The 23,763-nt window shown below is 71.7% G+C and carries 26 protein-coding genes; 6 read left to right on the top strand and 20 right to left on the bottom strand.

Going from position 1 to position 23,763, the window contains the following annotated elements; all coding sequences use genetic code 11:
- Nucleotides 1-347: 347 nt before the first annotated feature.
- The gene (locus DEI84_RS11495; RefSeq protein WP_181420433.1) at nucleotides 348-1,199 is read left to right on the top strand and encodes a murein hydrolase activator EnvC; all 852 of its coding nucleotides are present in this window, start codon (nucleotides 348-350) and stop codon (nucleotides 1,197-1,199) included.
- Here DEI84_RS11495 and DEI84_RS11500 read toward each other — a convergent pair.
- The 9 genes from DEI84_RS11500 to rplS form a co-directional block, all read right to left on the bottom strand.
- Complete coding sequence (locus DEI84_RS11500) at nucleotides 1,136-2,113, bottom strand: tyrosine recombinase XerC (protein ID WP_110826155.1); 978 nt, start codon at nucleotides 2,111-2,113, stop codon at nucleotides 1,136-1,138. The two genes, DEI84_RS11495 and DEI84_RS11500, sit on opposite strands and share 64 nt — an antisense overlap.
- 164 nt (nucleotides 2,114-2,277) lie before the next feature.
- Nucleotides 2,278-3,558, bottom strand: coding sequence for a DNA-processing protein DprA (dprA, locus tag DEI84_RS11505; RefSeq protein WP_110890926.1), 1,281 nt, complete (start codon nucleotides 3,556-3,558; stop codon nucleotides 2,278-2,280).
- The gene (locus tag DEI84_RS11510; protein WP_110890927.1) at nucleotides 3,555-5,078 is read right to left on the bottom strand and encodes a YifB family Mg chelatase-like AAA ATPase; all 1,524 of its coding nucleotides are present in this window, start codon (nucleotides 5,076-5,078) and stop codon (nucleotides 3,555-3,557) included. Before DEI84_RS11510 ends, dprA begins: the two co-directional genes overlap by 4 nt.
- Nucleotides 5,075-5,461 (bottom strand): YraN family protein, encoded by a 387-nt coding sequence (locus tag DEI84_RS11515; RefSeq protein ID WP_110890928.1) that lies wholly within the window; start codon nucleotides 5,459-5,461, stop codon nucleotides 5,075-5,077. The genes DEI84_RS11510 and DEI84_RS11515 overlap by 4 nt, the downstream gene beginning before the upstream one ends.
- Before the next feature lie 187 nt (nucleotides 5,462-5,648).
- Nucleotides 5,649-5,999, bottom strand: coding sequence for an Lsr2 family protein (locus tag DEI84_RS11520; protein WP_110826151.1), 351 nt, complete (start codon nucleotides 5,997-5,999; stop codon nucleotides 5,649-5,651).
- 79 nt (nucleotides 6,000-6,078) lie between these two features.
- Nucleotides 6,079-6,402 (bottom strand): DUF2469 family protein, encoded by a 324-nt coding sequence (locus DEI84_RS11525; RefSeq protein ID WP_110826150.1) that lies wholly within the window; start codon nucleotides 6,400-6,402, stop codon nucleotides 6,079-6,081.
- A gap of 7 nt (nucleotides 6,403-6,409) precedes the next feature.
- Nucleotides 6,410-7,108 carry a ribonuclease HII gene (locus DEI84_RS11530; protein WP_110890929.1) on the bottom strand — a complete coding sequence of 233 codons (699 nt, stop codon included), beginning with the start codon at nucleotides 7,106-7,108 and terminating at the stop codon, nucleotides 6,410-6,412.
- Complete coding sequence (lepB, locus tag DEI84_RS11535) at nucleotides 7,105-7,854, bottom strand: signal peptidase I (protein ID WP_110890930.1); 750 nt, start codon at nucleotides 7,852-7,854, stop codon at nucleotides 7,105-7,107. The genes DEI84_RS11530 and lepB overlap by 4 nt, the downstream gene beginning before the upstream one ends.
- Before the next feature lie 156 nt (nucleotides 7,855-8,010).
- Nucleotides 8,011-8,364 carry a 50S ribosomal protein L19 gene (gene rplS / locus DEI84_RS11540; protein WP_110826147.1) on the bottom strand — a complete coding sequence of 118 codons (354 nt, stop codon included), beginning with the start codon at nucleotides 8,362-8,364 and terminating at the stop codon, nucleotides 8,011-8,013.
- A 166-nt stretch (nucleotides 8,365-8,530) separates the two neighbouring features.
- Here rplS and map point away from each other — a divergent pair, with 166 nt between their 5' ends.
- On the top strand, nucleotides 8,531-9,313 hold the full coding sequence (map, locus tag DEI84_RS11545; protein ID WP_110890931.1) for a type I methionyl aminopeptidase: 783 nt from the start codon (nucleotides 8,531-8,533) through the stop codon (nucleotides 9,311-9,313).
- Nucleotides 9,314-9,397: 84 nt separating this feature from the next.
- Here map and trmD read toward each other — a convergent pair whose 3' ends face one another.
- The 5 genes from trmD to DEI84_RS11570 form a co-directional block, all read right to left on the bottom strand.
- Nucleotides 9,398-10,084, bottom strand: coding sequence for a tRNA (guanosine(37)-N1)-methyltransferase TrmD (gene trmD / locus DEI84_RS11550; protein WP_110826145.1), 687 nt, complete (start codon nucleotides 10,082-10,084; stop codon nucleotides 9,398-9,400).
- A 2-nt stretch (nucleotides 10,085-10,086) separates the two neighbouring features.
- Nucleotides 10,087-10,665 carry a ribosome maturation factor RimM gene (gene rimM / locus DEI84_RS11555; RefSeq protein WP_181420434.1) on the bottom strand — a complete coding sequence of 193 codons (579 nt, stop codon included), beginning with the start codon at nucleotides 10,663-10,665 and terminating at the stop codon, nucleotides 10,087-10,089.
- 19 nt (nucleotides 10,666-10,684) lie between these two features.
- Nucleotides 10,685-10,921, bottom strand: coding sequence for an RNA-binding protein (locus DEI84_RS11560; RefSeq protein ID WP_110826143.1), 237 nt, complete (start codon nucleotides 10,919-10,921; stop codon nucleotides 10,685-10,687).
- Nucleotides 10,922-10,924: 3 nt separating this feature from the next.
- A complete protein-coding gene (gene rpsP / locus DEI84_RS11565) occupies nucleotides 10,925-11,335 on the bottom strand; it encodes a 30S ribosomal protein S16 (RefSeq protein WP_110826142.1) in 411 nt (136 codons plus the stop codon).
- Between the two features lie 197 nt (nucleotides 11,336-11,532).
- On the bottom strand, nucleotides 11,533-13,647 hold the full coding sequence (locus DEI84_RS11570) for an FAD-dependent oxidoreductase (protein ID WP_258371770.1): 2,115 nt from the start codon (nucleotides 13,645-13,647) through the stop codon (nucleotides 11,533-11,535).
- A 93-nt stretch (nucleotides 13,648-13,740) separates the two neighbouring features.
- Here DEI84_RS11570 and DEI84_RS11575 point away from each other — a divergent pair, with 93 nt between their 5' ends.
- Complete coding sequence (locus tag DEI84_RS11575) at nucleotides 13,741-14,871, top strand: glutamate--cysteine ligase (RefSeq protein ID WP_110890933.1); 1,131 nt, start codon at nucleotides 13,741-13,743, stop codon at nucleotides 14,869-14,871.
- A gap of 91 nt (nucleotides 14,872-14,962) precedes the next feature.
- On the opposite strand, the gene ffh is transcribed toward DEI84_RS11575, so the two are convergent.
- The 3 genes from ffh to DEI84_RS11590 form a co-directional block, all read right to left on the bottom strand.
- Entirely contained in the window at nucleotides 14,963-16,510 is a 1,548-nt protein-coding gene (ffh, locus tag DEI84_RS11580) for a signal recognition particle protein (protein ID WP_110890934.1), read from the bottom strand.
- Between the two features lie 71 nt (nucleotides 16,511-16,581).
- Nucleotides 16,582-17,562, bottom strand: coding sequence for a hypothetical protein (locus DEI84_RS11585; protein WP_146236357.1), 981 nt, complete (start codon nucleotides 17,560-17,562; stop codon nucleotides 16,582-16,584).
- Nucleotides 17,559-17,930, bottom strand: a complete 372-nt coding sequence (locus DEI84_RS11590; protein WP_110890936.1) for a PadR family transcriptional regulator — start codon at nucleotides 17,928-17,930, stop codon at nucleotides 17,559-17,561. The genes DEI84_RS11585 and DEI84_RS11590 overlap by 4 nt, the downstream gene beginning before the upstream one ends.
- A gap of 222 nt (nucleotides 17,931-18,152) precedes the next feature.
- On the opposite strand from DEI84_RS11590, the gene lipB reads away from it, so the two are divergent.
- A complete protein-coding gene (gene lipB, locus DEI84_RS11595; RefSeq protein WP_110890937.1) occupies nucleotides 18,153-18,881 on the top strand; it encodes a lipoyl(octanoyl) transferase LipB in 729 nt (242 codons plus the stop codon).
- Nucleotides 18,878-19,861 (top strand): lipoyl synthase, encoded by a 984-nt coding sequence (gene lipA, locus DEI84_RS11600; protein ID WP_181420435.1) that lies wholly within the window; start codon nucleotides 18,878-18,880, stop codon nucleotides 19,859-19,861. The genes lipB and lipA overlap by 4 nt, the downstream gene beginning before the upstream one ends.
- Nucleotides 19,862-20,008: 147 nt before the next feature.
- Here the strand turns inward: lipA and DEI84_RS15730 are convergent, their stop codons facing one another.
- From DEI84_RS15730 to ftsY, 3 genes are read right to left on the bottom strand one after another with little or no spacing between them, the layout of a single operon-like run.
- Entirely contained in the window at nucleotides 20,009-20,176 is a 168-nt protein-coding gene (locus DEI84_RS15730; RefSeq protein ID WP_181419521.1) for a hypothetical protein, read from the bottom strand.
- Between the two features lie 21 nt (nucleotides 20,177-20,197).
- Complete coding sequence (locus tag DEI84_RS11605; RefSeq protein WP_110826138.1) at nucleotides 20,198-21,556, bottom strand: hypothetical protein; 1,359 nt, start codon at nucleotides 21,554-21,556, stop codon at nucleotides 20,198-20,200.
- On the bottom strand, nucleotides 21,553-22,422 hold the full coding sequence (gene ftsY / locus DEI84_RS11610) for a signal recognition particle-docking protein FtsY (RefSeq protein WP_110826137.1): 870 nt from the start codon (nucleotides 22,420-22,422) through the stop codon (nucleotides 21,553-21,555). The genes DEI84_RS11605 and ftsY overlap by 4 nt, the downstream gene beginning before the upstream one ends.
- A gap of 228 nt (nucleotides 22,423-22,650) precedes the next feature.
- Here ftsY and DEI84_RS11615 point away from each other — a divergent pair, with 228 nt between their 5' ends.
- A complete protein-coding gene (locus tag DEI84_RS11615) occupies nucleotides 22,651-23,679 on the top strand; it encodes a TerC family protein (protein WP_110826136.1) in 1,029 nt (342 codons plus the stop codon).
- Nucleotides 23,680-23,763 lie beyond the last annotated feature (84 nt).

The raw sequence follows: 23,763 nt of genomic DNA on the forward strand, positions 1-23,763 counted from the left end.
CGAGCGGCGTTGCGGTGTCCGGAGCGGCCCTGACAGTACCCCTTCGCGGGTGGTTGAGCACATCGGGCGCCGTGCGGCGCCCGCTCCTCCACTGGCCGGGAGGCCCGGGGCTCCGTCCACAGGAGGGCTCCGGTCCGCCTCGGGGCCGGGTCGGGACGGCGAGCCTGGGTGGCATGACGAGCGCGACGAGGAGCGGACGGGGAAGCGTGGTGCCGGGCGTGGCGGGGCGGCGTGCCGAGCGGGGGCCGGCACCGGGTCGGTGGCGGGGTGCGTGGCGGTGTCCGTGGCGGGCTGAGTGGCGGGCTGGGTGGCCACGGGTCCCGGCGTCCGCGGCGACTGCGACCGCGATGAGGACTCGGAGGGCGCTGCCGGGCGTCCTGCGGGTGGGGCTGGCTGCATCCGTGGCCGTGGCCGTGGTCGGCCTGGTCGGACCGGTGGGTCGGGTCGGTGTGGCCGACCTCGCCGCCCCGGGTCGTGCCGCCGGGATGGTCGACCGGCCCGGCGAGCGGGGGTGGGCGGCGGCATTCCACGGCGTCGGCGCGGGCGGCCAGATCGGCGCGGGTGGCTCGGGTGGCGCGGTCGGCGCGGTCGGCGCGGTCGGCGCGGTCGGCCAGGACGGCCAGATGAGACGGACCGGCCTCGTCGAGCCAGCACCTGCCTCCGCCCCGTCCGGCGCGGCCCGGTCCACGGTGGGACGGCCCCGGTGGTCCTGGCCGACGGCACGTCACGTCGTCCAGCGGCCGTGGGAACCCCCGGCGACCGAGTACGGGCCCGGGCACCGTGGGCTGGACGTCGCCGCGGACCCTGGCACCACCGTGACGGCCCCCGACGCGGGGACCGTCACGTTCGCAGGCCCGGTCGGAGGTCGACCGGTCGTGACCATCGACCACGGAGACGGGCTCGTGAGCACCCTCGACCCCGTGCGACCGGTCGTCCGGAAGGGCGACCGTGTCGACCGTGGGGCGCCGGTCGGGGTCGTCGCGTCCGGGCACTGCTCTGCCGTGACGCCGTGCCTGCACCTCGGCGCTCGGGACGACGGCAGCTACGTCGATCCGCTCCCGTTGCTGCCGGCACCGGCCTGGCCGGTCCTGCTGCCGGAGGACGCGCTGGCCGCCGGCGTCGGAGCGGGCACGGGTCAGGCGCGGGGGTGCGCCGTCCGGTACACCTCGCGCAACCGAGCGGACGAGACGTGCGTGTAGATCTGCGTCGTGCCGAGGCTGGCGTGCCCGAGCATCTCCTGCACGGCGCGGAGGTCCGCTCCCCCGTCCAACAGGTGCGTCGCCGCCGTGTGCCGGAAGGTGTGCGGGCCGCTCGGCCCGTCCCCCGGTAGCGCTTCGAGCAGTCTCGCCACGATGCGGTAGGCGCTCCTGGTGCCGAGTCGCGCTCCGCGGTCGCCGAGGAACAGCGCGGTGCCCGCCGCGGACGTCCGAGCGGGCGGTGCGCCGGTCGACGGAGTACCGGCGGCGGCGAGCGCCGGTCGGCCGCGCTCGAGCCAGTCCTCCAGGGCGTCCCGCGCCGGCACCCCGAACGGCACGACGCGTTCCTTCCCGCCCTTGCCGAGCACCCGGACCGTCAATCGCTCCCGGTCGAGGTCCGTCAGGTCCAGTCCGACGAGTTCGCTCACCCGGATGCCGGCGGCGTAGAGCAGCTCGACCACGGCGAGGTCGCGCAGGGCGGCGGGGTCGTCACCGACCGCGCGGGCGCTCAATCCGTCGAGCATCTCCCGCACCTGGTCCTGTGCGACCACGCGCGGCAGGTGCGCGGCACCCTTCGGCGCGCGGAGCCGCACGCCGGGGTCGACCGGCAGCACGCCGGACTCGCTCGCCCACCGGGTGAAGGCGCGCACCGACGCGCTCCGACGGGCGATCGTCGAGCGGGCCAGACCGCGCTCGTTCGCCGTCCACAACCAGTCGCGCAGGAGCTCGAGCGTGATGCCGTCGGTCCGGTCGATCCCCCGCCCGGACGCGAACGCCGTGAGGTCGTCGAGGTCCGCGCGGTACGCCCGCACGGTCTGCTCACTGAGGCCGCGCCCGTGTCGGCCGTGCTCGAGGAACGCCGACACGGCCCGGTCGAGCCGGTCACTCCCGCGGTGGTGTCCCTCGTCGTCGTGCACCTCGTCAGGGTACGGCCGGCATCGAGCACGCTCCCGTCACCCCGCCGGGTGCGCGGCCCGTCCCCCACCCGAGACTGCGGAGGACGACGGCGGTCCCGGTCCCGCTCCGGACGTCGCGCTGGTCGTCCTCCCGCTCCGCCGCCGGCTCCCCCCGTCGTCTGGTGTCATGCGGCCGTCCACCCGCCAGGCCCCCGCGTCACCAGCCCTTGCAGCTCGGCGAGCGCGAGAGCGTCGGTCGCGTCCGCCGGTGACAGCCCGGACCGGACGGCGACCTCGTCGAGCGGGATCGGTCTCCGGCGGCTCAGGGCATCGACGGCACGGAGCACCTCGGGATCGACGCGCGCGGCGGCGATCGGCACCGCAGGGTCCGTCGTCGGGTCCCCGGACCGGGTGCGGAGGGCCGCGTCGACGGGATCCGCCGGGTGCACGACGATCTCGGCACGGCGATCGGCGATCAGCCGGTGGCAGCCGGCCGACGCCGAGGACGAGTACGGCCCCGGCACGGCGAAGACCGGTCGCCCGAGTTGCCCGGCATGGTGGGCCGTGTTGAGTGCGCCCGACCGCGCACCCGCCTCCACGATGACCGACACCGACCCCAGGGCAGCGATGAGCCGGTTGCGGGCGAGGAACCGCCACCGGGACGGTCTGGTGCCGGGCGGGCACTCCGCGAGCAGGGCTCCGTGGTCGGCGACGCTCCGGAGCATGATGCTGTTCCCCGCCGGGTAGAGCTGGTCGACACCGCCGGCGAGCACCGCGACCGTGGGTGTACCTGCTGCGAGGGCCACCCGGTGCGCGACCGCGTCGATGCCGTACGCGCCCCCGGAGACGACGAGGCACCCGGCGTCCGCCGCGGCCGACGTGATCTCCGCCGCGGCCTCCGCTCCGAGGACCGTGTTCGCCCGGGCCCCCACGACCGAGATGCCCGGGAGGCCACCGACCGGACGCGTTCCTCGACGCCACAGCACGAGGGGAGCATGGACACCGAGGTCGTCGATCCCGGCCGGCCAGTCCTCGTCACCCGGGACGAGGAGCGTGCACCCCACGGCGGAGGCTGCTCCCAGGACGGCGTCGACGTCGAGGCGGAGCAGCCGTGGGCGCCACCGTTCGAGTGCCGGCACGAGCGCATCCGAGGCCGCCCGGGCGAGCTCGTCGCGCACGTCGTCCTCCGCCGAGTCGCCTCCGGTGTCGACGAGCATCTCCCCGAGTGCCACCGGCCCGTCGTCGAGCGCCTGCAGGACGGCACGGATCGAGCGGCCCGCGCCCAGCCGTCCCACCAGCTCGCCGGCCGTGCCGTCCCCCGGCTCGATGACCGTCGACCAGGCGACCCGGGCGAGGAGTTCGTCGGTGCCCAGCTCGCCGGGTCGTACGACGGCGGCACGGAGTCGTGACAGCGCGGCGGCACGGTCGACGCTCCTGCGCCGGGCAGTCCTGCCCCCGGTGCTCACAGCGCCGTCCGCAGCGCGAGCGCGCGCTCGACGTGTCGTCGGTCGGGTCGGTCGTCGCCGTCGAGGTCCGCGATCGTCCACGCCAGTCGCATCACCCGGTCCCAGCCGCGCATCGTCAGGGTGCCGAGGTCGAGTGCTCGGTCGAGGACGTCGGAGGCACCCGGTGCGGCGCGGCCGTCACCGCGCAGCCACGTCCCGGTGACGTCGGCGTTCGTGGTCCATCCGGTCCCCCGGAGCCGAGTCCGCATGCGCTCCCGGGCTTGGCCGATCATCCGCCTCGCCGCATCGGTGGTCGGGGCCGTCCCGTCACTCGCGCGGAGCGTCCCGGTCGTCACCCGGGCGACCGCGACCCGGATGTCGATGCGGTCGAGCAGCGGCCCGGACAGGCGACCGAGGTACCGCCGGACCGCGCTCGGCGGACACGTGCAGGCCGGGCCATCGACACCCCCGGCGTTCCCGCACGGACAGGGGTTGGCGGCGAGCACGAGCTGACACCGGGCGGGGAACTCGGCTGATCCGCCGGCGCGGTGCACCGTGATGCGCCCTGCTTCGAGGGGTTGCCGGAGCGCGTCCAGGACCGCTCGGGGGAACTCGGTGGCTTCGTCGAGGAACAGCACACCGCGTGTCGCCCGTGACACCGCTCCCGGCCGGAGCTGCCCCGTCCCGCCGCCGATCAGGGCGGCCGCCGACGCCGAGTGGTGCGGCGCTTCCCACGGCGGTCGCCGTGTCCAGGAGCGCACGCCGTGCCCTGCGACCGACCGGACCGCGGCGACCTCGAGTGCCGCGTCGCCATCGAGGTCCGGCAGCAGCGCGGGCAGGCGTTCGGCGAGCATGGTCTTGCCCGAACCCGGCGGCCCGAGCAGGAGGACGTGGTGGCCGCCCGCGGCGGCGGTGACGACCGCGCGGACACCGATGGCGTTGCCGACCACGTCGGCGAGCTCGAGCGGCGGTGGTGTGTCGTCGACCGGCACCGGGAGGAGCACCGGGTCGACGAACCCGGCCGGGAGATCGGCACCGGCGTCGATCGCGGCGGACCGGAGCGAGTCCACCCCGGTGAGCGTCACCCCGGGGACGGCCTGCGCCTCTGCGAGGTTCCCGATCGGCAGGACGACGCGGTCCATCCCGGCCTCGCGGGCCGCCAGCACGACCGGGATGATGCCCAACACGGGGCGGACGCGTCCGTCGAGACCGAGCTCTCCGACGTAGACGGTCCGTCGGTCGGCCCCGGGAGCCGTCCCCGCGGCGGCGAGGACCGCCATCGCGATGGCCAGGTCGAACCCGGAGCCGCGCTTGGGGACGCTGGCCGGTGTGAGGTTGACCGTGATGCGACGTGACGGCAGCGGGCAGTCGGCGACGGTCGCTGCCGAGCGGACGCGTTCCCGGGCTTCCCCGAGCGACGTGTCCGGCAACCCGATGATGCTGAAGGTCGGCAGCTGACTGGTGAGGTGCGCTTCGACCTCGACGAGGGTCCCCCGCACCCCCACGAGCGCCACGGCCGACGTCCGTCCGATGTCACTCATCCGATCGCCTCGACGTGCTCGATCGCCACGTGGTCCGCCACGATCGTGACGGCGATGCAGTCGAGCCGGATCGCGCGCGCCGTCTCCTCGCGGTTCGCGTGGAACCAGGCCGGGACGAGTCGACGCATGCGGGCGAGCTTCTGCGGCGTCACGGCTTCGAGCGGATGACCGGCGGCCTGGCCGGTCCGGGTCTTCACCTCGACGAAGACGATGGTCTCGCCGGTCCGCGCGACGATGTCGATCTCGCCGCGTGCGCATCGCCAGTTCCGGTCGATGATCCGGAACCCGTGCCGCTCGAGCCATTCCACGGCGTGGCGTTCTCCGGTCATCCCCGTTGCTCTCCGCGAGTCGGTCGGAACTCGTGGCGCTGCTCGATTCGTCATGGAGTCAGGATGATGAACGCCGGGACCGAATGGAGAAGGCTCGTGGTGTCCTGTGGATGGACGCGCGGAAAGACCGTCCTGTGGAGGAACGGTTGGCCCGATGTCCCGCACAACGACAAAGGCCGGACTATTCCTCACGGAATGTCCGGCCCTTGCTGTGATCGGCGACGGACGCCGATCGGGATGATCAGTGTGCGGCTGCGTACGCTTCCTGCACCTGCGTCGAGATACGACCACGAGAAGAGACCTCGTAGCCGTTCTCCTTCGCCCATTCGCGGATCTTGCCGAGTTCCTCGGAGTTGCCGCGCTTCGGCGCCGACGAGGGCTTGCCCGTCGACCCGGTGCGACGACCGGCGGTCTTGCGCGCTGCTGCGATGTAGTCCGAGATCGCGTCCCGGAACTTGTCGACGTTGTCGTTGGACAGGTCGATCTCGTAGGACGAACCGTCGAACGCGAACTCGACCGTGCGGCCATCGCCAGCGGCGATCGGCGAATCGTCGAGATCGTCGACGAGCTGGACAGTGACCTTCTGCGCCATTTCTCACTCCTTCAGGATCGTGAATACGGTCCAGCGTATCGCAGGAGTTTCCGGAATGACCGAATGCGTCGGCGATCCCCTACTCGTCGAGAGCGAGTTCCTTGGGGAGTTCGAGTTCCCGCGCGGTGAGTTCTTCGACGTTCACGTCCTTGAACGTGAGAACGCGAACGGACTTCACGAATCGGTCGGACCGGTAGACGTCCCAGACCCACACGTCGTTCATCGTCAATTCGAAGTAGAAGTCGTGCTCGGTGTCCCGACGGACCAGCTCGACCTCGTTCGCCAGGTAGAAGCGGCGCTCGGTCTCGACCACGTACCGGAACTGCCCGACGACGTCGCGGTACTCGCGGTACAGGGCAAGTTCGACCTCGCGGTCGTAGTCGTCGAATTCTTCGTCATCCATCGCGCGCTCAGTCTACGGCGACGCGGTCGAGTTCCTCGAACCCGTCGAGCGCGACCGCGGAGGCGGCGTGCAACCAGGTCTTCCTGTGCAGCGCATGCGGCCCGACCGTTCGGATGGCGTCGTAGTGCGCGGTCGAGCCGTACCCCTTGTTGGACGCCCACGCGTAGTGCGGCGCATCGTCGTGCGCAGCGATCATCAGCTCGTCACGAGCGACCTTGGCGACGACGGACGCCGCGGCCACGGAGGCGCAGTCACGGTCCGCCTTCACCCGCACCTGGACGTCCAGTGGCCGGTGCTCGGACGGCAGGGCCCGCGAGAGCCAGTCGAACGACCCGTCGAGCACCACCACCGCTCCCTCGAGCGAGACCCCGTCGTCGACGAGGGTCGTGATCGCCCGCGCCCCGGCCAGCCCCAGTGCGGCGACGATGCCCTGCTCGTCGACGATCTCGGCGGACGCCATCCCGACGGCGGTGCGCGCCCACCGGGTGACCGTCGGCACGAGCTCGGTCCGCCGCGCCTGGGACAGGAGCTTCGAGTCGGCCAGCCCCTGCGGCACGCGACGGACGTCGACCGTCACCGCCGCGACACCGACGCCGACCGGCCCGGCGATGGCACCACGGCCGACCTCGTCGACACCGATCACGGTGACCCGGCCGGCGGCGAAGAGCGACTTCTCCAGCCGCAGGGACGGACGGACCGGGGTCACTCGTCCCGCTCCTCCACGCCGGCGAAGACCTCGGGATGGTCGTCGAGCCAGGTCCACCGGCTCATCGGCCAGGAGATGACGAACGCCCGGCCCGTGACGTCGGAGAGGGGGACGAACCCCTTCGACGGGGTGTCCCCGTTGTACCGGGAGTCCTTCGAGTCGTTCCGGTTGTCGCCCATCACCCAGATGGTGCCCTTCGGCACGGTGACGGAGAAGTCGGTCGACGAGGCACGGGTGTCGCCGGCCGGGAGCTTGAGGTACGGCTCCGTGATCGGGACCCCGTTGACCGTCATCTGACCGAGGTCGTTGCAGCACGCGACGGTGTCGCCCGGCAGCCCGATGACCCGCTTGATGAGGTGGTCGTCGCTGTCCCCGGTCCCGAGCCCGACCTGCGTGAGCAGCCAGTCGGCCGCTTGACCGACGGGCGACGTCGGGGTCACGTTCGGCAGCTGCTCGCCGTCGAGCCACCCGCCCGGGTCCTTGAAGACGACGACGTCCCCGCGCTTGAGGGCGACGGTGTCCGGCACGAGTTCGTTGACGATCACGCGGTCGTTGATCTGCAGGGTGTTCTGCATCGAGGCCGAGGGGATGTAGAAGGAGCGGATCAGGAAGGTCTTCACCAGGAAGGACACCAGGAGTGCCGCGATGAAGATGATGACGAGGTCCCGCAGGAAGGTCAGCACCCCGTTCCGCGGCTTCTTCGTGTTGCGCGGGCGACGGGCCTCGCCCTCAGTCGTGTCCGTCATTTCCACTCTCGTCGACCTGTTCCCCGGGGGCCCGGGACGCATGCCCCCGGAGCGCGAGCGGCTCCGGGAACGGGCGAGCCCCCCGCCGATGCACAACCGTACATGGACGAGGGGCTCGCAGCGGGCCCGGCGTTCCGGGCGTCGCTGTGAAGGCGATCAGTTGTCGCGCTTCTCCTTGATCTTGCGGCGGGCCGCCTTGCCGCGGAGTTCGCGGAGGTAGTAGAGCTTCGCGCGACGGACGTCACCGCGGGTGACGATCTCGACGTGGTCGATGATCGGGGAGTGCACCGGGAACATGCGCTCGACGCCGACCTGGAAGCTCACCTTGCGGACCGTGAAGGTCTCGCCGATGCCGTGGCCCTGGCGGCCGATGACGACGCCCTGGAACACCTGGATACGCGAACGCGTGCCTTCGACGATGTTGACGTGGACCTTGACGGTGTCGCCGGGGCGGAAGTCCGGGTGGTCGGTGCGCAGGGCACCGGCGGTCACGTGGTCGAGCAGCTGCATGATGGTGTCACTTCCTGCGGACGCACACGGGTCGCCGCGGATCGAATTCGGAAAGTACGAGATGCGTGCCCGGTGTCGGCGACTCCCCCGTGGCAGAGTCCAGCCAGGGCACGATCGATCATCATGCCACAACAACCCCACCGCAGCCAACCGGCAGGATGGTCCCATGATCGAACTCCGCACCCCCGCCGAACTCGACGGACTGCGTGTCGCCGGCCGTTTCGTCGCCGACGTCCTCGACATCCTGCTGGAGACGGTCGACGTCGGGGTGAACCTGCTCGACCTCGACCGCGTGGCCGCGCGGATGATCGCGGACCGTGGCGCCGAGAGCTGCTACGTCGACTACCACCCGTCCTTCGGGAAGTCGCCGTTCGGCAAGAACCTCTGCACGTCGGTGAACGACGCGGCCCTGCACGGGCTGCCGTACGACCGCGTGCTGCAGGACGGCGACCTGGTCAGCCTCGACTTCGCCGCGAGCGTCGGCGGGTGGGTCGCGGACTCCGCCGTCACCGTGCAGGTGGGCACACCCCGGGACGAGGACCAGCGTCTCATCACCACGGTCGAACGGTGCCTCGCCGCCGGCATCGCGCAGGCGACCCCGGGCAACAAGCTCGGCGACGTCTCCGCCGCGATCGGCTCGGTCGCCAGGGGCGCCGGGTACGACGTGAACCTGCAGTTCGGCGGGCACGGCGTCGGCCGCACCATGCACGGCGACCCGCACGTCCCGAACGACGGCCGCCCGGGACGCGGACTGAAGCTGCGACCGGGCCTCGTCGTCGCGATCGAGCCCTGGCTCATGCAGGGCACGGACGAGCTCGTCCAGGACGAGGACGGCTGGACGCTCCGCAGTGTCGACGGGTCACGGGCCGCGCACGTCGAGCACACGGTCGCCGTCACGGAACAGGGCCCGGAGGTCCTCACCCTCCGGCGCGCGCAGCGCGGCGCCTGAGGCGGCAGCACCGACGAACGGACGGGAGGCCCGACACCAGCTGGTGTCGGGCCTCCCGTCCGTCGAGGGGTCGCGTCGACCCGCTCAGTCCGGCAGCAGGTCCGGACGGACGCGCCGCGTCCGCTCCACCTGCTGCTCGTGGCGCCAGGAGGCGACGCGCGCGTGGTGCCCGCTGAGCAGCACGTCCGGCACGTCGAGGCCGCGCCACGACGCCGGCTTCGTGTAGGAGGGGTACTCGAGCAGGCCGTCCTCGTGGGACTCCTCGACGAGTGACTCGGGGTTGCCGACGACACCCGGGACCAGCCGTCCGACGGCCTCGATCACGGCCATCGCCGCGACCTCGCCGCCGTTCAACACGTAGTCACCGAGGGAGAGCTCGACGACCGTGCTGCGCGCCGCGGCCCACTCGAACACGCGGGCGTCGATACCCTCGTACCGTCCGCAGGCGAACACGAGGTGCTCGTGCTCGGCGAGGGACCGGGCGATGGTCTGCCGGAAGGGCGTCCCCGCGGGCGTCGGCACGACGAGCGTCGACGAGCCGTCAGGGCGGAGCAGGGCGTCGAGGGCCTGGGCCCACGGTTCCGGCTTCATCACCATGCCGGCGCCGCCGCCGTACGGGGTGTCGTCGACCGTGCGGTGCCGGTCGGTCGTCCACGAGCGGAGGTCGTGCACGTGCAGGTCGAGCAGGCCGCCCTGCCGGGCCTTGCCGAGCAGGGAGACGTCGAGCACCCCGAAGAACTCCGGGAAGATCGTGACGATGTCGATCCGCACGGTCAGTCCTCGGTGTCGGCGGCCCGGGAGGTCGCCGGTGGGGTCACCGTCTCGGGACGGCTGGTGTCCTCCGGGTCCTCGAACAGACCGGTCGGCGGGGTGACCGTGACGGTGCCGGCGTCGAGGTCGACCGCGGGCACGATCGCCGCGACGAACGGCACGAGGACCTCGCCGCGATCGGGCGTGTCGACCGCGAGCAGGTCCTGTGCCGGCAGGTGGTCGACCCGTGCGACGGTGCCGACCTCGACGCCGTCGCGGAGGACCTTCAGGCCGACCAGCTGGTGGTCGTACCAGGCGTCGTCCTCACCGGTGTCCTCGTCGGTGTCCTGCTCGACCCAGAGGATCGCCCGCGCGAGGGTCTCGGCGGCGCTCCGGTCGGCGACGCCCGCGAAGAACGCGACGGGGTGGCCGTTGTACCAGCGGAGTTCGTCGAGCGCGATGGTCTTGCCCGACCACGGGGAGTCGTCGGGGACCTGGAGCGTGAAGACCGCTCCCGGCGTGAACCGACGATCCGGGTCGTCGGTGTAGAGCTCGAGCTTGATGCCGCCCTTGAGCCCGTGCGCCTTCGTGATGCGACCCACCCGGAGCTGGGTCGTCTCCCTAGGAATCGCTGTCCACCACGTCGACCCGCACGCGCTTGCCGTCGGCCAGGGCCGTGACGAGCGTGCGGAGCGCCTTCGCGGTGCGTCCGGCGCGACCGATCACGCGGCCGAGGTCCTCGGGGTGCACACGCACCTCGAGGACCTCGCCCCGCGCGGAGGTGGAGCTGGCGACGCGCACGTCGTCAGGGTGATCGACGATCCCCTTGACGAGGTGCGTCAGCGCGGATTCGAGCAAGGACTACGCCTCGGTCGTCTCGTCGGAGGACTCGTCCGCTGCCGGAGCGGCCGGGGCCGTCTTCTCCGACTTGGGCTTGAGGACGGCCTTCTTCGAGCTGTCGACCGTGAAGGCCGGCTTCGGCTCGCGGACCTTGACCTTGGACTCGGTGTCCTTCTCGCCCTTGAACTTGGCCCAGTCACCGGTCAGCTTGAGGAGCGCGGCGACCTGCTCGGTCGGCTGCGCGCCGACGCCGAGCCAGTACTGCGCACGCTCGGACTGGACCTCGATGAACGAGGGCTCCTCGGTGGGGTGGTACTTGCCGATCTCCTCGATCACACGACCGTCGCGCTTGGTGCGCGAGTCGGCGACGACGATGCGGTAGTACGGCGCTCGGATCTTGCCGAGGCGCTTGAGACGGATCTTGACAGCCACAATGACTCCTGTTGCGTACGTGTTGTGGTTGAACCGGAACCGCGGGCGTGGGGGCACACACGGTGGAAGCTCTGAGAGACTCGCGATCCGCTGGATAGAGGGTCGAGCGGACACGATTCGACCGTTCATTCTTGCAGATTCCCGAGCGGGAAGCGAGCCACGACGCGCGGCGCGCCCCGGGCACTCGATCCGGGCGGTCACGGCGCCAACGCGCGGACCGTCTCCAGGGCCTCACTCGTGGCGCGCACGGCGTCGACCGCGCGGGCGTCCCGGGCACCGCCCACCACCGCGAACGGCACGTCGGCGGACCGGAGGCCCGCGACCAGGTCGTCCCGCGCCTCCTGGCCGGCACAGAGCACGACGACGTCCGCCGGGACGGCGACCTCCGTGCCGGACCCGTCGCGGATCCAGAGCGCGCCCGGTTCGATGCGGAGGTACTCCTGCACGTCACCGACCATCCGGACGCCGGCGTCGCGGAGCCGACCGAGCGCCACCCACCGCGAGGTGAGCCCCACGCCCTGGCCGAACTTCCCGTTCCGCCGGAGCACCGTGACCAGGTGGCCCGGGCGGACCGTCCGGTGCACGGTCGGCTGGCGCTGTGGCAGGTCACCGACCAGTTCCGTGGAGACCGGGACGTCCCAGCGGGCGGCGAACTCGACGGCGCGGACCGCCTCGTCGGATGACTCGGTGAGGAAGGCGGCGGTGTCGACGCCGATCCCGCCGCCGCCGATGACCGCGACGCTGCCCTCGGGCACGCCCTCGCGGAGCGCCTGCTCGTAGGTGAGCACGTGCGGCAGGTCGGCGCCGGGCAGGGCAACCTCCCGGGGCACGACACCGGATGCGAGCACCACCGCGTCGCTGCCCGTCAGGTCGTCGACGGTCGCCGCCCGCCCGAGGTGCACGGTGGCGCCGCGCTCCGCGAGTTCCGCGCGTGCGGCCTGCACCGGACCGGCGTAGTCCTCCTTGCCGGGGATCACCGCGGCGAGTCCGAACTGTCCGCCCAGGACGTCCGACGCCTCCCACAGCCGGACGTCGTGACCACGGCGGGCGGCGTCGACCGCTGCGGCGAGTCCCGCCGGTCCCCCGCCCACGACGTCCACGCGCTTCGGCTCCGAGCTGGGTCGGAGGGGGAACTGCAGCTCCCGGGCTGCGCGTGGGTTGACGAGGCACGACACCGGTGCGCCGACCACGGACCGGTCGAGGCACGCCTGGTTGCAGCCGATGCAGGTGTTCACGAGGTCGGGCCGGCCGGCCAGGGACCGTTCCACGAGCTGCGCGTCGGCCAGGAACGGTCGGGCGAGCGCCACCGCGTCGATCCGTCGGTCGGCCAGCACGGCCTCGGCGTCACGGAGGTCCGTCATCCGGTTCGAGGCGATGACCCGGACGTGCGGGTGGTCGGAGGCGCGGACGACGTCGGCGATCCGGGCGGCCTGCTCGATCCACGCGCCGTGCGGCACCGCGGCCTGGATCGTCGGCGTCCGGGACTCGTGCCACCCGATGCCGACCGAGATCGCGTCGAGCCCGAGCGGCAGCAGTTCGAGCACGAGCGCGTCGACGTCGGCATCGGACGACGAGCCGGGCATGAGGTCGGCTCCGGACAGGCGGATCGTGACGGCCAGGTCCGGGACCGCGGTGCGGACCGCACGCACGACCTCCACCGCGAACCGACGGCGCTTCTCGGGGGTCCCACCCCACTCGTCGTCGCGCAGGTTCGTCAGCGGCGACTGGAACTGGTTGACCAGGTACCCCTCGGACGCCATGATCTCGACGCCGTCGAAGCCGATCGCAGCGGCGGTCCGCGCCGCGGCGGCGAAGTCCTCGACCGTGCGCCGGACCTCGTCCGCGGTCAGTTCCTCAGGCACCACCCCGCGCGCGGCAGCCCAGGGCAGCGCAGACGGAGCGACCGCGCGCTGGGGTCGGCCGTGTCGGTCCTGCAGCCCGCCGACCAGGGCGTACCGACCGGCGTGGAAGAGCTGCGCGAGGACCGTCCCGCCCGCGTCGTGCACCGCGTCGACCGCCGTGCGGAAGCGCTCGTCGGCCCCGCCGACGCCGAAGACCGCGAAGTCCGGACCGCCCCGCGCCTCGTCGCTCACGGCGATGCCGCCGGTGATGATGCAGGCCGCTCCCCCGGCCGCTCGTTCCCGGTAGAACGCCGCCATCGCGACCCCACGGTCGTCGAGCACCTCGAGCCCGGTGTGCATCGACCCCATCACCACCCGGTTCGGCAGGTGCAGCGGACCCAGTGTCCAGGGCGAGCCGACCGTGCGGAGGTCGACGGGCACGGTGGCGGCGGGCGGAACGACAGCGGTCACGCAAGGAAGACTAGGCGACCCGTGCGGGTGCTCGTCAGGGCGGACACGCCGCGCTCCCCGCCGATCCGTCAGGTGGACGGGCAGGATGGCCCCATGGACATCCGGTTCACCGAATCAGCCCCGTCGACGATCGGCGTCGAGTGGGAGCTGCCCCTCGTCGACCGCGCGACGGGTGACCTCGCTCCCCGGGCACCGGCTGTGCTCGCAGCCGTGCGGGAGCGCCTGGGCGATGCGGACCGGGTGACGGAGGAGCTCCTGACGAACACGGTCGAGGTCGTCACCGGCGTCCACCGTTCGGTCGGCGGGGCGACGCGGGAACTCTCCGGCATCATCGGCGAGGTCATCGACGCCGCGACTCCCCTCGACGCCGACGTGATGTGTTCCGGCACACACCCGTTCGCCCAGTGGGACCAGCAGGAGATCACCCCGGACAGCGAGCACTACGCGGAACTCATCGACCGGACCCGCTGGTGGGGACGGCAGATGCTCATCTGGGGCGTCCATGTGCACGTCGGCATCGACGACCGGGACAAGGCCGTCCCGATCATGAACGCGATGCTCGGCTTCGTCCCGCACCTGCAGGCGTTCACCGCGTCGAGTCCGTTCTGGGGCGGCACCGACACCGGCTACGCGTCGAACCGGGCCCTGATGTTCCAGCAGCTCCCGACCGGCGGACTCCCGCCCCAGCTCGGGGCATGGGCGAACTTCGAGGAGGTCGTCGGGGACCTCGTGCACACCGGCGTGATCGACGGCGTGAAGGACCTGCGCTGGGACATCCGACCGTCGCCGGGCTGGGGCACGCTGGAGAACCGCGTGTCCGACGGGATCTCCACGCTCGACGAGGTCGGCGCCGTCACCGCCCTCGTGCAGTGCCTGGTGACCGAGAGCTCCGACCGGCTCGACGCCGGCGAGACCCTCCAGGCGATGCAGCCCTGGTTCGTCCGCGAGAACAAGTGGCGCGCTGCCCGGTACGGCATGGAGGCCGAGATCATCACGAACGTCGCCGGCGACGAACGGCTCGTGACCGACGAGGTGCACGACCTCGTCACCCGGCTCGACCCGGTCGCCGAGCGGCTCGGTTGCCAGCAGGAGCTGCACCACCTCGACACGATGATCGAGCGCGGCGCGTCGTACCAGCGGCAACTCGCGGTGGCGCAGGAGAACAGCGGGGACCTGCGCGCCGTGGTCCGGCACCTCGTCGCGGAGCTGCGCGACTCGCTCTGACACCCGCCGGACGCACGACGGGAGGCCCGTCACCAGCCGGTGACGGGCCTCCCGTCGTGTTGGTGGTCGCGTGCGCGACCCCTGGTCGTGGTCAGCGACCGAGGAACTTCTGGAGCGAGGCGAGCTCCTCCTCGCTGGGTGCCTTGCCGCCCTTGCCCATGCCCAGCCCGAGTCCGGCGCCGGACGGTGCCTGCTGCGGGGTGGCCGGGGCGCCCGCCGCGAGCGCCGCGCGCTTGGCCGGGTTGCCGACCTTCTTCTTCTTGGTCTGCGGCTGCTGCTTCTTGCCGCCGTGCATACCCGGGATCGGTCCCATGCCCGGCATCTGCGGCACACCGCCGCGCGCCACGGTCTTCATCATCTTCGCGGCCTGCTCGAACCGGTTGACGAGGGCGTTCACCTCGGTCACGGTCGAGCCGGCACCGCGCGCGATGCGGAGACGACGGGAACCGTTCAGGAGCTTCGGCAGTTCGCGTTCCTGCGGCGTCATCGACTGGATGATCGCCTCGGTGCGGATGATCTCCCGCTCGTCGAAGTTGTCGAGCGCCTCGCGCATGCCCTTCGCACCCGGGAGCATGCCGAGCATGCCCTTGATCGAGCCGGCCTTGCGCAGCTGCTGCATCTGCTGCAGGAAGTCGTTCAGCGTGAAGTTGTCGGACGCGATCTTGTCCGCTACCTTGCGCGCCTCTTCCTCGTCGAACGCACCCTGCGCCTGCTCGATGAGGGACAGGATGTCGCCGAGGTCGAGGATGCGGCTCGCCATGCGGTCCGGGTGGAACGGCTCGAAGTCGTCGAGCCCCTCACCCGTCGAGGCGAACATGATCGGCCGGCCCGTGACCGACGCGACCGACAGCGCCGCACCACCGCGGGCATCGCCGTCGAGCTTCGACAGCACGACGCCGGTGAAGTCGACGCCCTCCTGGAAGGCACGGGCGGTGTTCACCGCGTCCTGACCGATCATCGCGTCGATGACGAACAGGACCTCGTCCGGGTCGACCGCCTTGCGGATGTTCGCCGCCTGCTTCATGAGCTCGGCGTCGACACCGAGTCGACCGGCGGTGTCGACGATGACGGTGTCGTACTGCTGGTCGACGGCCGCCTTGATCGCGTTCTTGGCGACCTTGACCGGGTCGCCGACGCCGTTGCCGGGCTCGGGCGCGAAGACGTGCACGCCGGCCTGCTCACCGACGACCTGCAGCTGCTGCACGGCGTTCGGACGCTGGAGGTCCGCCGCGACGAGCATCGGGGTGTGGCCGTCCTTCTTGAGCCACTTGCCGAGCTTGCCCGCGAGGGTCGTCTTGCCCGCGCCCTGCAGACCCGCGAGCATGATGACCGTCGGGGGTCGCTTGGCGAACTCGAGGCGGCGCTGCTGCCCGCCGAGGATGCCCACGAGTTCTTCGTTGACGATCTGGACGACCTGCTGCGCCGGGTTGAGGGCCTTGTTGACCTCGTCCGAGAGCGCACGTTCACGCACGGCGGCGGTGAACGACTTCACCACCTCGAGCGCGACGTCCGCGTCGAGCAAGGCCCGCCGGATCTCGCGGACGGTGCCGTCCACGTCGGACGGGGTCAGCCGTCCCTTGCTCCGCAGGTTGCGGAAGGTCTCGGTGAGCCGATCGGAGAGTGAACCGAATTGCGCCATGATCCGACCATCCTACCGTCCGCGGTCGTCGGCCCGGGAGGCGCTGCGCGGGCCCGCACCGCCGGCGCCGTTCACGCCCGCTCGCGCCGGAACCGCTCGGGGACCCGGCGGGCGACCACCAGGGCGACGAGCGCCATCGCGGTCGACCCGACCGCCATGAGGAGCGAGGCGACGTCCTCGGAGGCGAAGTACCGGAGCGTGATGGTCCCTGCGAGCGCCCACGGCATCCAGGCCACGGCGAGCGCTGCCGCGATGTCCGTCCGGCGACGACGGACCAGTCCGACCACCGTCACGAGGACCAGGACCCCGGTGCCGCCGAGGAGCGCCGGCGTCACCGCGGCGCCCCACCACGCGCCGTCCGTGAAGAGCGTCGACTCGAACGGGTGACCGGTCGGCAGCTGCAGGCCGGCGAAGAGCGCCAGCCCGACGGTGACGACCGCGAACGCGACGCCGAGCGCTCGACGGTCCCGTGGATCGCCGACGTTCGCGACCACGACGAGCGCCGCCACCGTCACGAGCGTGGTCGTCCCCGGTCCGTTCCAGTTCTCGGTCGCTTGCACGGTGATCCGTGCGACGACGACGCCGAGCACGGCGATCACCGCGGACACGTGAGCGAGGATCCGCTGCCGGACGAGGGCGGCGAGCGCTCCCATCAGCACCGGGACCGCGAAGAGCACCCCGGGGTTGCGGAACGGGCCGAACCACGGCAGCTCAGGCCAGGCCGTCCCCGCCGGTGGCCCCCACGGCACCCAGGACACCGCGAGCAGGTAGACCAGGGCGAAGCCGGCCGCGGAGCCGGTGCCGATCGACGCGGCGAGCGCCCGGACGTCGGCCGGCACGACGGCGTTGACGCGTTCGCGGAGGCCCTGCCACCGCAAGTCCGCGAGTTCTCCGTGCGCCGGTCGGTCGCGGCCCTCCCCCTCGGCGACGTCGAGCAGGGTGCCGAGCATCGCCGACCCGTGCGTCCGCCGCCACCGGGACGGGTACCACCCGAGCGCCCGTCCGTATTCGCGTTCCAGGCTCGGGCCCTGTCCCAGCCTCGTGTTCGTCACGACACTCCCCCCAGTCGGATGTGGATGCTGCGTGTGGCCGGAGCCGGCCGCCACGCGGTGAGCCGCGCGCGTGCAGCGGCGGCGTTGGCCTCGATGCGGCGGACCTCGGCGTCGAGTGCGTCGGCGCCGGTGTCGGTGAGTTCGAAGTAGCGACGGAGTCGTCCGTCGACGACCTCTTCGCCCGCCTCGGCGACCAGGCCCTGGTCGAGGAGCCGGTCGAGCACGGCGTAGAGCGTGCCGACCTTGAGTCGCACCCGCCCCTCGGACAACTCGGCGGCGTCACCGATGAGCCCGTACCCGTGCTTGCGCCCTCCGGCGAGGGAGGTCAGCACGAGCAGGGTCGGTTCGCGCATCTCCGGCGTGCTCATGTGGCAAGGATACTCTTCTCGTCAGAGTATGACAAGGCGCAGGAGCCGCGATCCTGTTCAGGCAGCGAAGCGCGGTCGACGGAGGCTCGCCAGATCGCGGAGGACTCCTTCTGAGCGGAGGTGCGCCGCTGGTCGTGAGACCGCAGCAGAGCGCCAGTGCCGAACCGCTCCGTCCGCGACCGGGTTCTTGTACGCAGTCCAACTACTCGGTACCCTCGGCCCATGACCGACATCGAGGTGGTCCGTCGGCCGGGACTCCTGCCCTACGCCGAGGGGCTCGCGCTGCAGCGGTCGCTGCACACCGACGTCGTCGCCGGGCGTTCCCCGGGTGTCCTCGTCCTCTGCGAGCACCCGTCCGTCTACACCGCCGGGCGACGGACCGAGCCCGCTGACCTGCCGACGGACGGCTCTCCGGTGGTCGACGTCGACCGCGGTGGCCGGATCACCTGGCACGGCCCGGGACAGCTGGTCGCGTACCCGATCGTCCGGCTCGGCGAGCCGCTCGACGTCGTCGCGTGGGTCCGGTCGCTCGAGCAGGTGCTCATCGACGCGGCGGCGGCCGTCGGCGTTCCCGCCGAGCGGGTGCCGGGGTGGAGCGGAGCCTGGGTCGGGACCGGGCCGACGGCGGCGAAGGTCGGTGCGGTCGGACTGCACGTGTCCCAGGGGGTCTCGAGCCACGGCATCGCGCTCAACTGCTCGAACCCCCTGACGGCTTTCGAGGCGATCGTGCCGTGCGGCATCGCCGACGCCGGCGTGACGACGTTGAGCCTCGCCGCCGGACGACCGGTCTCCGTGGACGACGTCGTCGAGGTGGTGGCCGCCGGCGTCCTCGATGCCGTGGCCGCGGTACGCGGAGGCGCCCCGAGCCGGCCGCGGGACGAGGCGACCATGCACGCCGGAAGCGGGTCGGGCCTCCCGGCCGCCGCCGATCGACAGGAGACCGCAGCATGACCCTCGCCCCGGAAGGCCGGCGGATGCTCCGCGTCGAGGCACGCAACGCCGAGACCCCGATCGAGGCGAAGCCCGAGTGGATCAAGACCCGCGCCACGCAGGGCCCGGCGTACCGGGAACTGACCGACCTGGTGCGTGACCAGCGCCTCCACACGGTCTGCCAGGAGGCCGGCTGCCCGAACGTGTTCGAGTGCTGGGAGGACCGCGAGGCCACGTTCCTCATCGGCGGCTCGCAGTGCACCCGCCGCTGTGACTTCTGCCAGATCGACACCGGCAGGCCGGAGCCCCTCGACCGGGACGAGCCGCGGCGCGTCGCGGACTCGGTCGCTGCCATGCAGCTGCGGTACGCGACGGTCACCGGCGTCGCGCGGGACGACCTCGACGACGGCGGCTCGTGGCTCTACGCCGAGACGATCCGTGCCGTCCACGAGCACTCCCCCGGCACCGGCGTCGAGATCCTCGTGCCGGACTTCTCCGGCCGACCGGACCAGCTCGGTGCGTTGTTCGACGCCCGGCCCGAGGTCTTCGCCCACAACGTCGAGACCGTCCCGCGCATCTTCAAGCGCATCCGCCCGGCGTTCCGCTACGACCGCTCCCTCGACGTCATCACGCAGGGGCGGGACGCCGGTCTCGTGACGAAGTCGAACCTCATCCTCGGCATGGGCGAGGAACGGCACGAGGTCGAGGACGCCCTGCAGCAGCTCCGCGACGCGGGGACGGACATCATCACGCTGACGCAGTACCTCCGCCCCTCGCCGCGGCACCTGCCCGTCGCACGGTGGGTGCGGCCGGAGGAGTTCGTCGAGCTCCGCGAGCTCGCCGAGGGCATGGGGTTCGCCGGGGTCCTCGCCGGACCGCTCGTGCGGTCGTCCTACCGGGCCGGACGCCTCTGGGCCCGGGCGACGGTCGCTCGCGGTGGGACGGTGCCGGCGCACCTGGCGCACCTGCTCGAGGCGCCGGCAGGTCGACAGTCGGTCTGACTCCCGGACCGGCGGGCACCACCGGCAGCGGCCGGCCGGTAGGCCTCCCACCGGTCCGGGCCGTCCGTCACCTCGACAGCGCGACCGGAACGACGACTGGCGCGTCCCCGCCGAACGGGACGCGCCAGTGGCCGTGGAGTCGCGACGTCAGACGCGCGAACCGCCTCCGCGCACGCGCCGGAGGATCCACCCCACGACGGCGAGCACGATGAGCACCAGCCCGATGAAGAGCAGGGCCTTGAGCGCGGCGCTGACGATGCCGGTGATCAGCAGGACGACGCCGACGATGATCGCGATGATGAGCAGTGCGGGCATGAGATGTCCTCTTCCGGTCGGTCAGGTACCAGCCGGACGGTACACGTCAGCGGGCTGCTGCGCGCGCCGGTCGACGTCGACATCGACACCCTGCGCGACGTCACTGTCCACGGCACGACTGCGGAGGAAGACGACCGCCAGGATCGGCAGCAGGATGATCTGTCCCCAGATGCCGATCGACTGCGCCTCGTCCGCCCAGCTCCGCGCCGTCATGCCGACCGCCTTCAGCGCGAAGCTGTGGAACCAGCCGACGAAGAGCAGCAGGTTCGCCGTCATGTACGCGACGACCCACCACAGGCGGATGCGCACGACCGCGAAGAACGGGGTGAGCCACAGGACGTACTGCAGCGAATCGACCTTGTTCGCGACCAGGTAGGCGCAGAGCAGGGCCGCACTCGTCTCGATCCACGGCATCCGACCGCGGCGGAGCCCGATGAGGAGCCCGACGACCAGGACGGCCAGCACGGCGACCGCGGTCGCTCCGGTGGAGAGCAGGTTCAGCTTGTGCTGCACGCCCGGGTCGGGGTTCGCCGACCACGGCTGCAGGCCCCAGTACCAGACCGACATCGTGCTCGGGTCGATGGCCCGGGTGCCCTGGAACCGGATGACGGAGAACCACGACGTGGCGTTGACGACCACGAACGGCAGGTTGGCCGCGAGCACCACGCCGACGGCACCCGCCACGGCAGCGGCCGCGCGACGGAACCGGTCCGGCCACGCCACACCGGCGTCGACCAGGAAGGCGAGGACGAACGGTGCGACGAACGCGAGCGGGTAGAGCTTGAAGGCCCCGCCGAGGCCGAACAGCGCCCCGACGACGACCGCTCGCCAGACGGGTGCGCGTCCGGCCGGCCACCGCACCGCGGCGAACAGGCCGGCAGCGGTGCAGAGCACGGTGAGCAGATCCCAGTTGTAGAGCGCGTAGAGGAACAGCGGCGGAGTCGCGGCGAAGACCCAGGCGCGGCGTCCGGCGACGCGGGCCAGGAACACGGTGACCAGGACCACCACGGGCACGAAGGTGATCGCCGTGACGACGAGGAACCCGCGCAGCGAGTCGACGGGCAGTGCCGACAGCCAGGCCCAGAGGCCGGTCAGCGTCGGGTACTCGAGGGTGCCGGGCGGCAGACCGCGGTCGGTGAGCTCCCCGACGTAGGGGAACACGTGCGACCCGAGGTCGCGGATCCCCCACAGGCTGAGGGTGTCGCCGAGGCACGCGTGCCCCGTCACGTACGCCAGGTCCAACCCGTCCGCCGCGCACTGCAGCTTGTGGAACAGGCTCCCGAACGTGAGCGCGACGGCGACGCAGCACATCACCACGAGCTCGAGGACGGAGACGCCGCCGGGAGCGCGGTCGGTCAGCCGGCGGAGGACGGGACTCACCCGACCAGGTTCTGCACGAAGACGTGCGGCGTGAAGCCGGTCAGGTCGTTGATGCCCTCGCCCTGGCCGATGAGCTTGATCGGGATGCCCGTCTTCTCCTGCACGCTGAGCACGAACCCTGCCTTGGCCGACCCGTCGAGCTTCGTGATGACGAGTCCCGTGACCCCGGCGCCCTCGATGAAGGCCTGCGCCTGCGCGAGCCCGTTCTGCCCGGTCGTCGCGTCGAGCACGAGCAGGACCTCGGCGATCTCGGTCTGCTTCTCGACGACGCGCTTGATCTTGCCGAGCTCGTCCATCAGCCCGGCCTTCGTGTGCAGCCGGCCGGCGGTGTCGATGACGACGATCTCCGTGCCCTCGCGGATCGCACGCTCGACGGTCTGGTACGCCACCGACGCCGGGTCCTGCCCGGGCTGTGCGGGGCGGACGACGTCGACGCCGGCACGCTGCGCCCACGTCGCGACCTGCTCGACGGCCGCGGCGCGGAACGTGTCCGCCGCGCCGACCAGGACCGTGCGGTCGTAGGTGCGGAGGAACTTCGCGAACTTCCCGATGGTGGTGGTCTTGCCGACGCCGTTGACGCCGACGACGAGGACCACGGCGGGACGGTTGCTCAGCTTGAGCGTCGTGTCGAGCTTCGACAGCCGCTCCTCGAGCACCTCGCGCAGCATGCGGTTGAGGTCGGCGGGGTCCGTCGTGTCGTACCGGGCGACGCGCGCACGGAGGTCCTCGATGATCTCCTCGGAGATGTCGGGGCCGAAGTCCGCGCCGATCAGCGCCGTCTCCAGGTCCTCCCACGTCGTCTCGTCGATGGTCTTCCGCTGGAACAGACCACGGAGCCGGGAGGACAGGGACCAACTACTCGCCATGTTCCCAGCTTACGGGTGCCCACTCGGTGCCGGCCTTCGGTAGGGTCGGAGTCGCGAAGGGGAGTATTCCCTCTCGGCGACCCCGTCAGTACGGCCCGGAACGACCCGGACCCGGGGCGTCGGTCGCGGCCCCACCGGATCACCGGACGGGACCGCGGCGGAAGAGACCTTCAGGCTCCGGCGTACCCACTTTCTCTGTGTGGCACGCCCCTGACCTGGAGGCTCTCCATGGACGTCCCCCTGTACGTGTGGCTCTTCACGATCGCAGGCATCCTCGGCCTGCTCGTGTTCGACTTCTTCTCGCACGTGCGCACGCCGCACGTGCCGCACATCCGCGAATCGGCCTTCTGGTCCATCGTCTACATCGCGCTCGCGATCCTGTTCGGTGTCGGCGTGTGGGTGTTCGGCGGCGGACAGGCCGGCGGTGAGTACTTCGCCGGCTGGTTGACCGAGAAGGCGTTGTCGGTCGACAACCTCTTCGTCTTCCTCATCATCATGACGACCTTCGCGGTGCCGAAGGAGTTCCAGCAGAAGGTCCTGCTCGTCGGTGTCGCGATCGCCCTCGTGGCGCGCGGTGTCTTCATCGCCCTCGGCGTCACGATCATCGAGAACTTCTCGTGGGTCTTCTACCTGTTCGGTCTCCTCCTGTTCTGGCTCGCGTGGTCGCAGGCCAAGGGCGGCGACGAACACGGTGCCGAGGAGGGCGACTCGAAGCTCATCCGTCTGCTCCGCCGCGTGATCCCGACCTCCGAGCACTACGACGGTGACCGCCTCACCACCAAGGTCGACGGCAAGCGCCTCTTCACCCCGATGCTGCTCGTCATGGTCTCGATCGGCCTGACGGACGTGCTCTTCGCGCTCGACTCGATCCCCGCGATCTTCGGGCTGACGCAGGACGCGTTCATCGTGTTCACCGCGAACGCGTTCTCGCTCCTCGGTCTCCGCCAGCTCTACTTCCTCATCGCCGGCCTGCTCGAGCGGCTCATCTACCTCGGTCAGGGCCTGGCCGTCATCCTCGCCTTCATCGGCGTGAAGCTCGTCTTCCACGCCCTGCACGTCAACGAGGTGCCGTTCATCAACGGCGGTCAGCACGTCGAGTGGGCGCCCGAGATCCCGATCTGGTTCTCGCTGGGCTTCATCCTCCTGACAATCACCGTCGCGACGGTCGCGAGCCTCGTCGTGTCGAAGAAGCGCCAGCAGCGCGGCCTCACCCCGACCGGCGAGCCGGCGGACGCCGTCGAGGCCGACGCGAAGTAGTCGCCACCTCCCCACGCCTGACAGGAGGCTCCCCACCGGTCACGGCCGACCCGACGCTGGCGCGTCGGTCCGGAACCGGCCGGT

Source organism: Curtobacterium sp. MCBD17_023 (assembly GCF_003224415.1).
Classification (GTDB): domain Bacteria; phylum Actinomycetota; class Actinomycetes; order Actinomycetales; family Microbacteriaceae; genus Curtobacterium.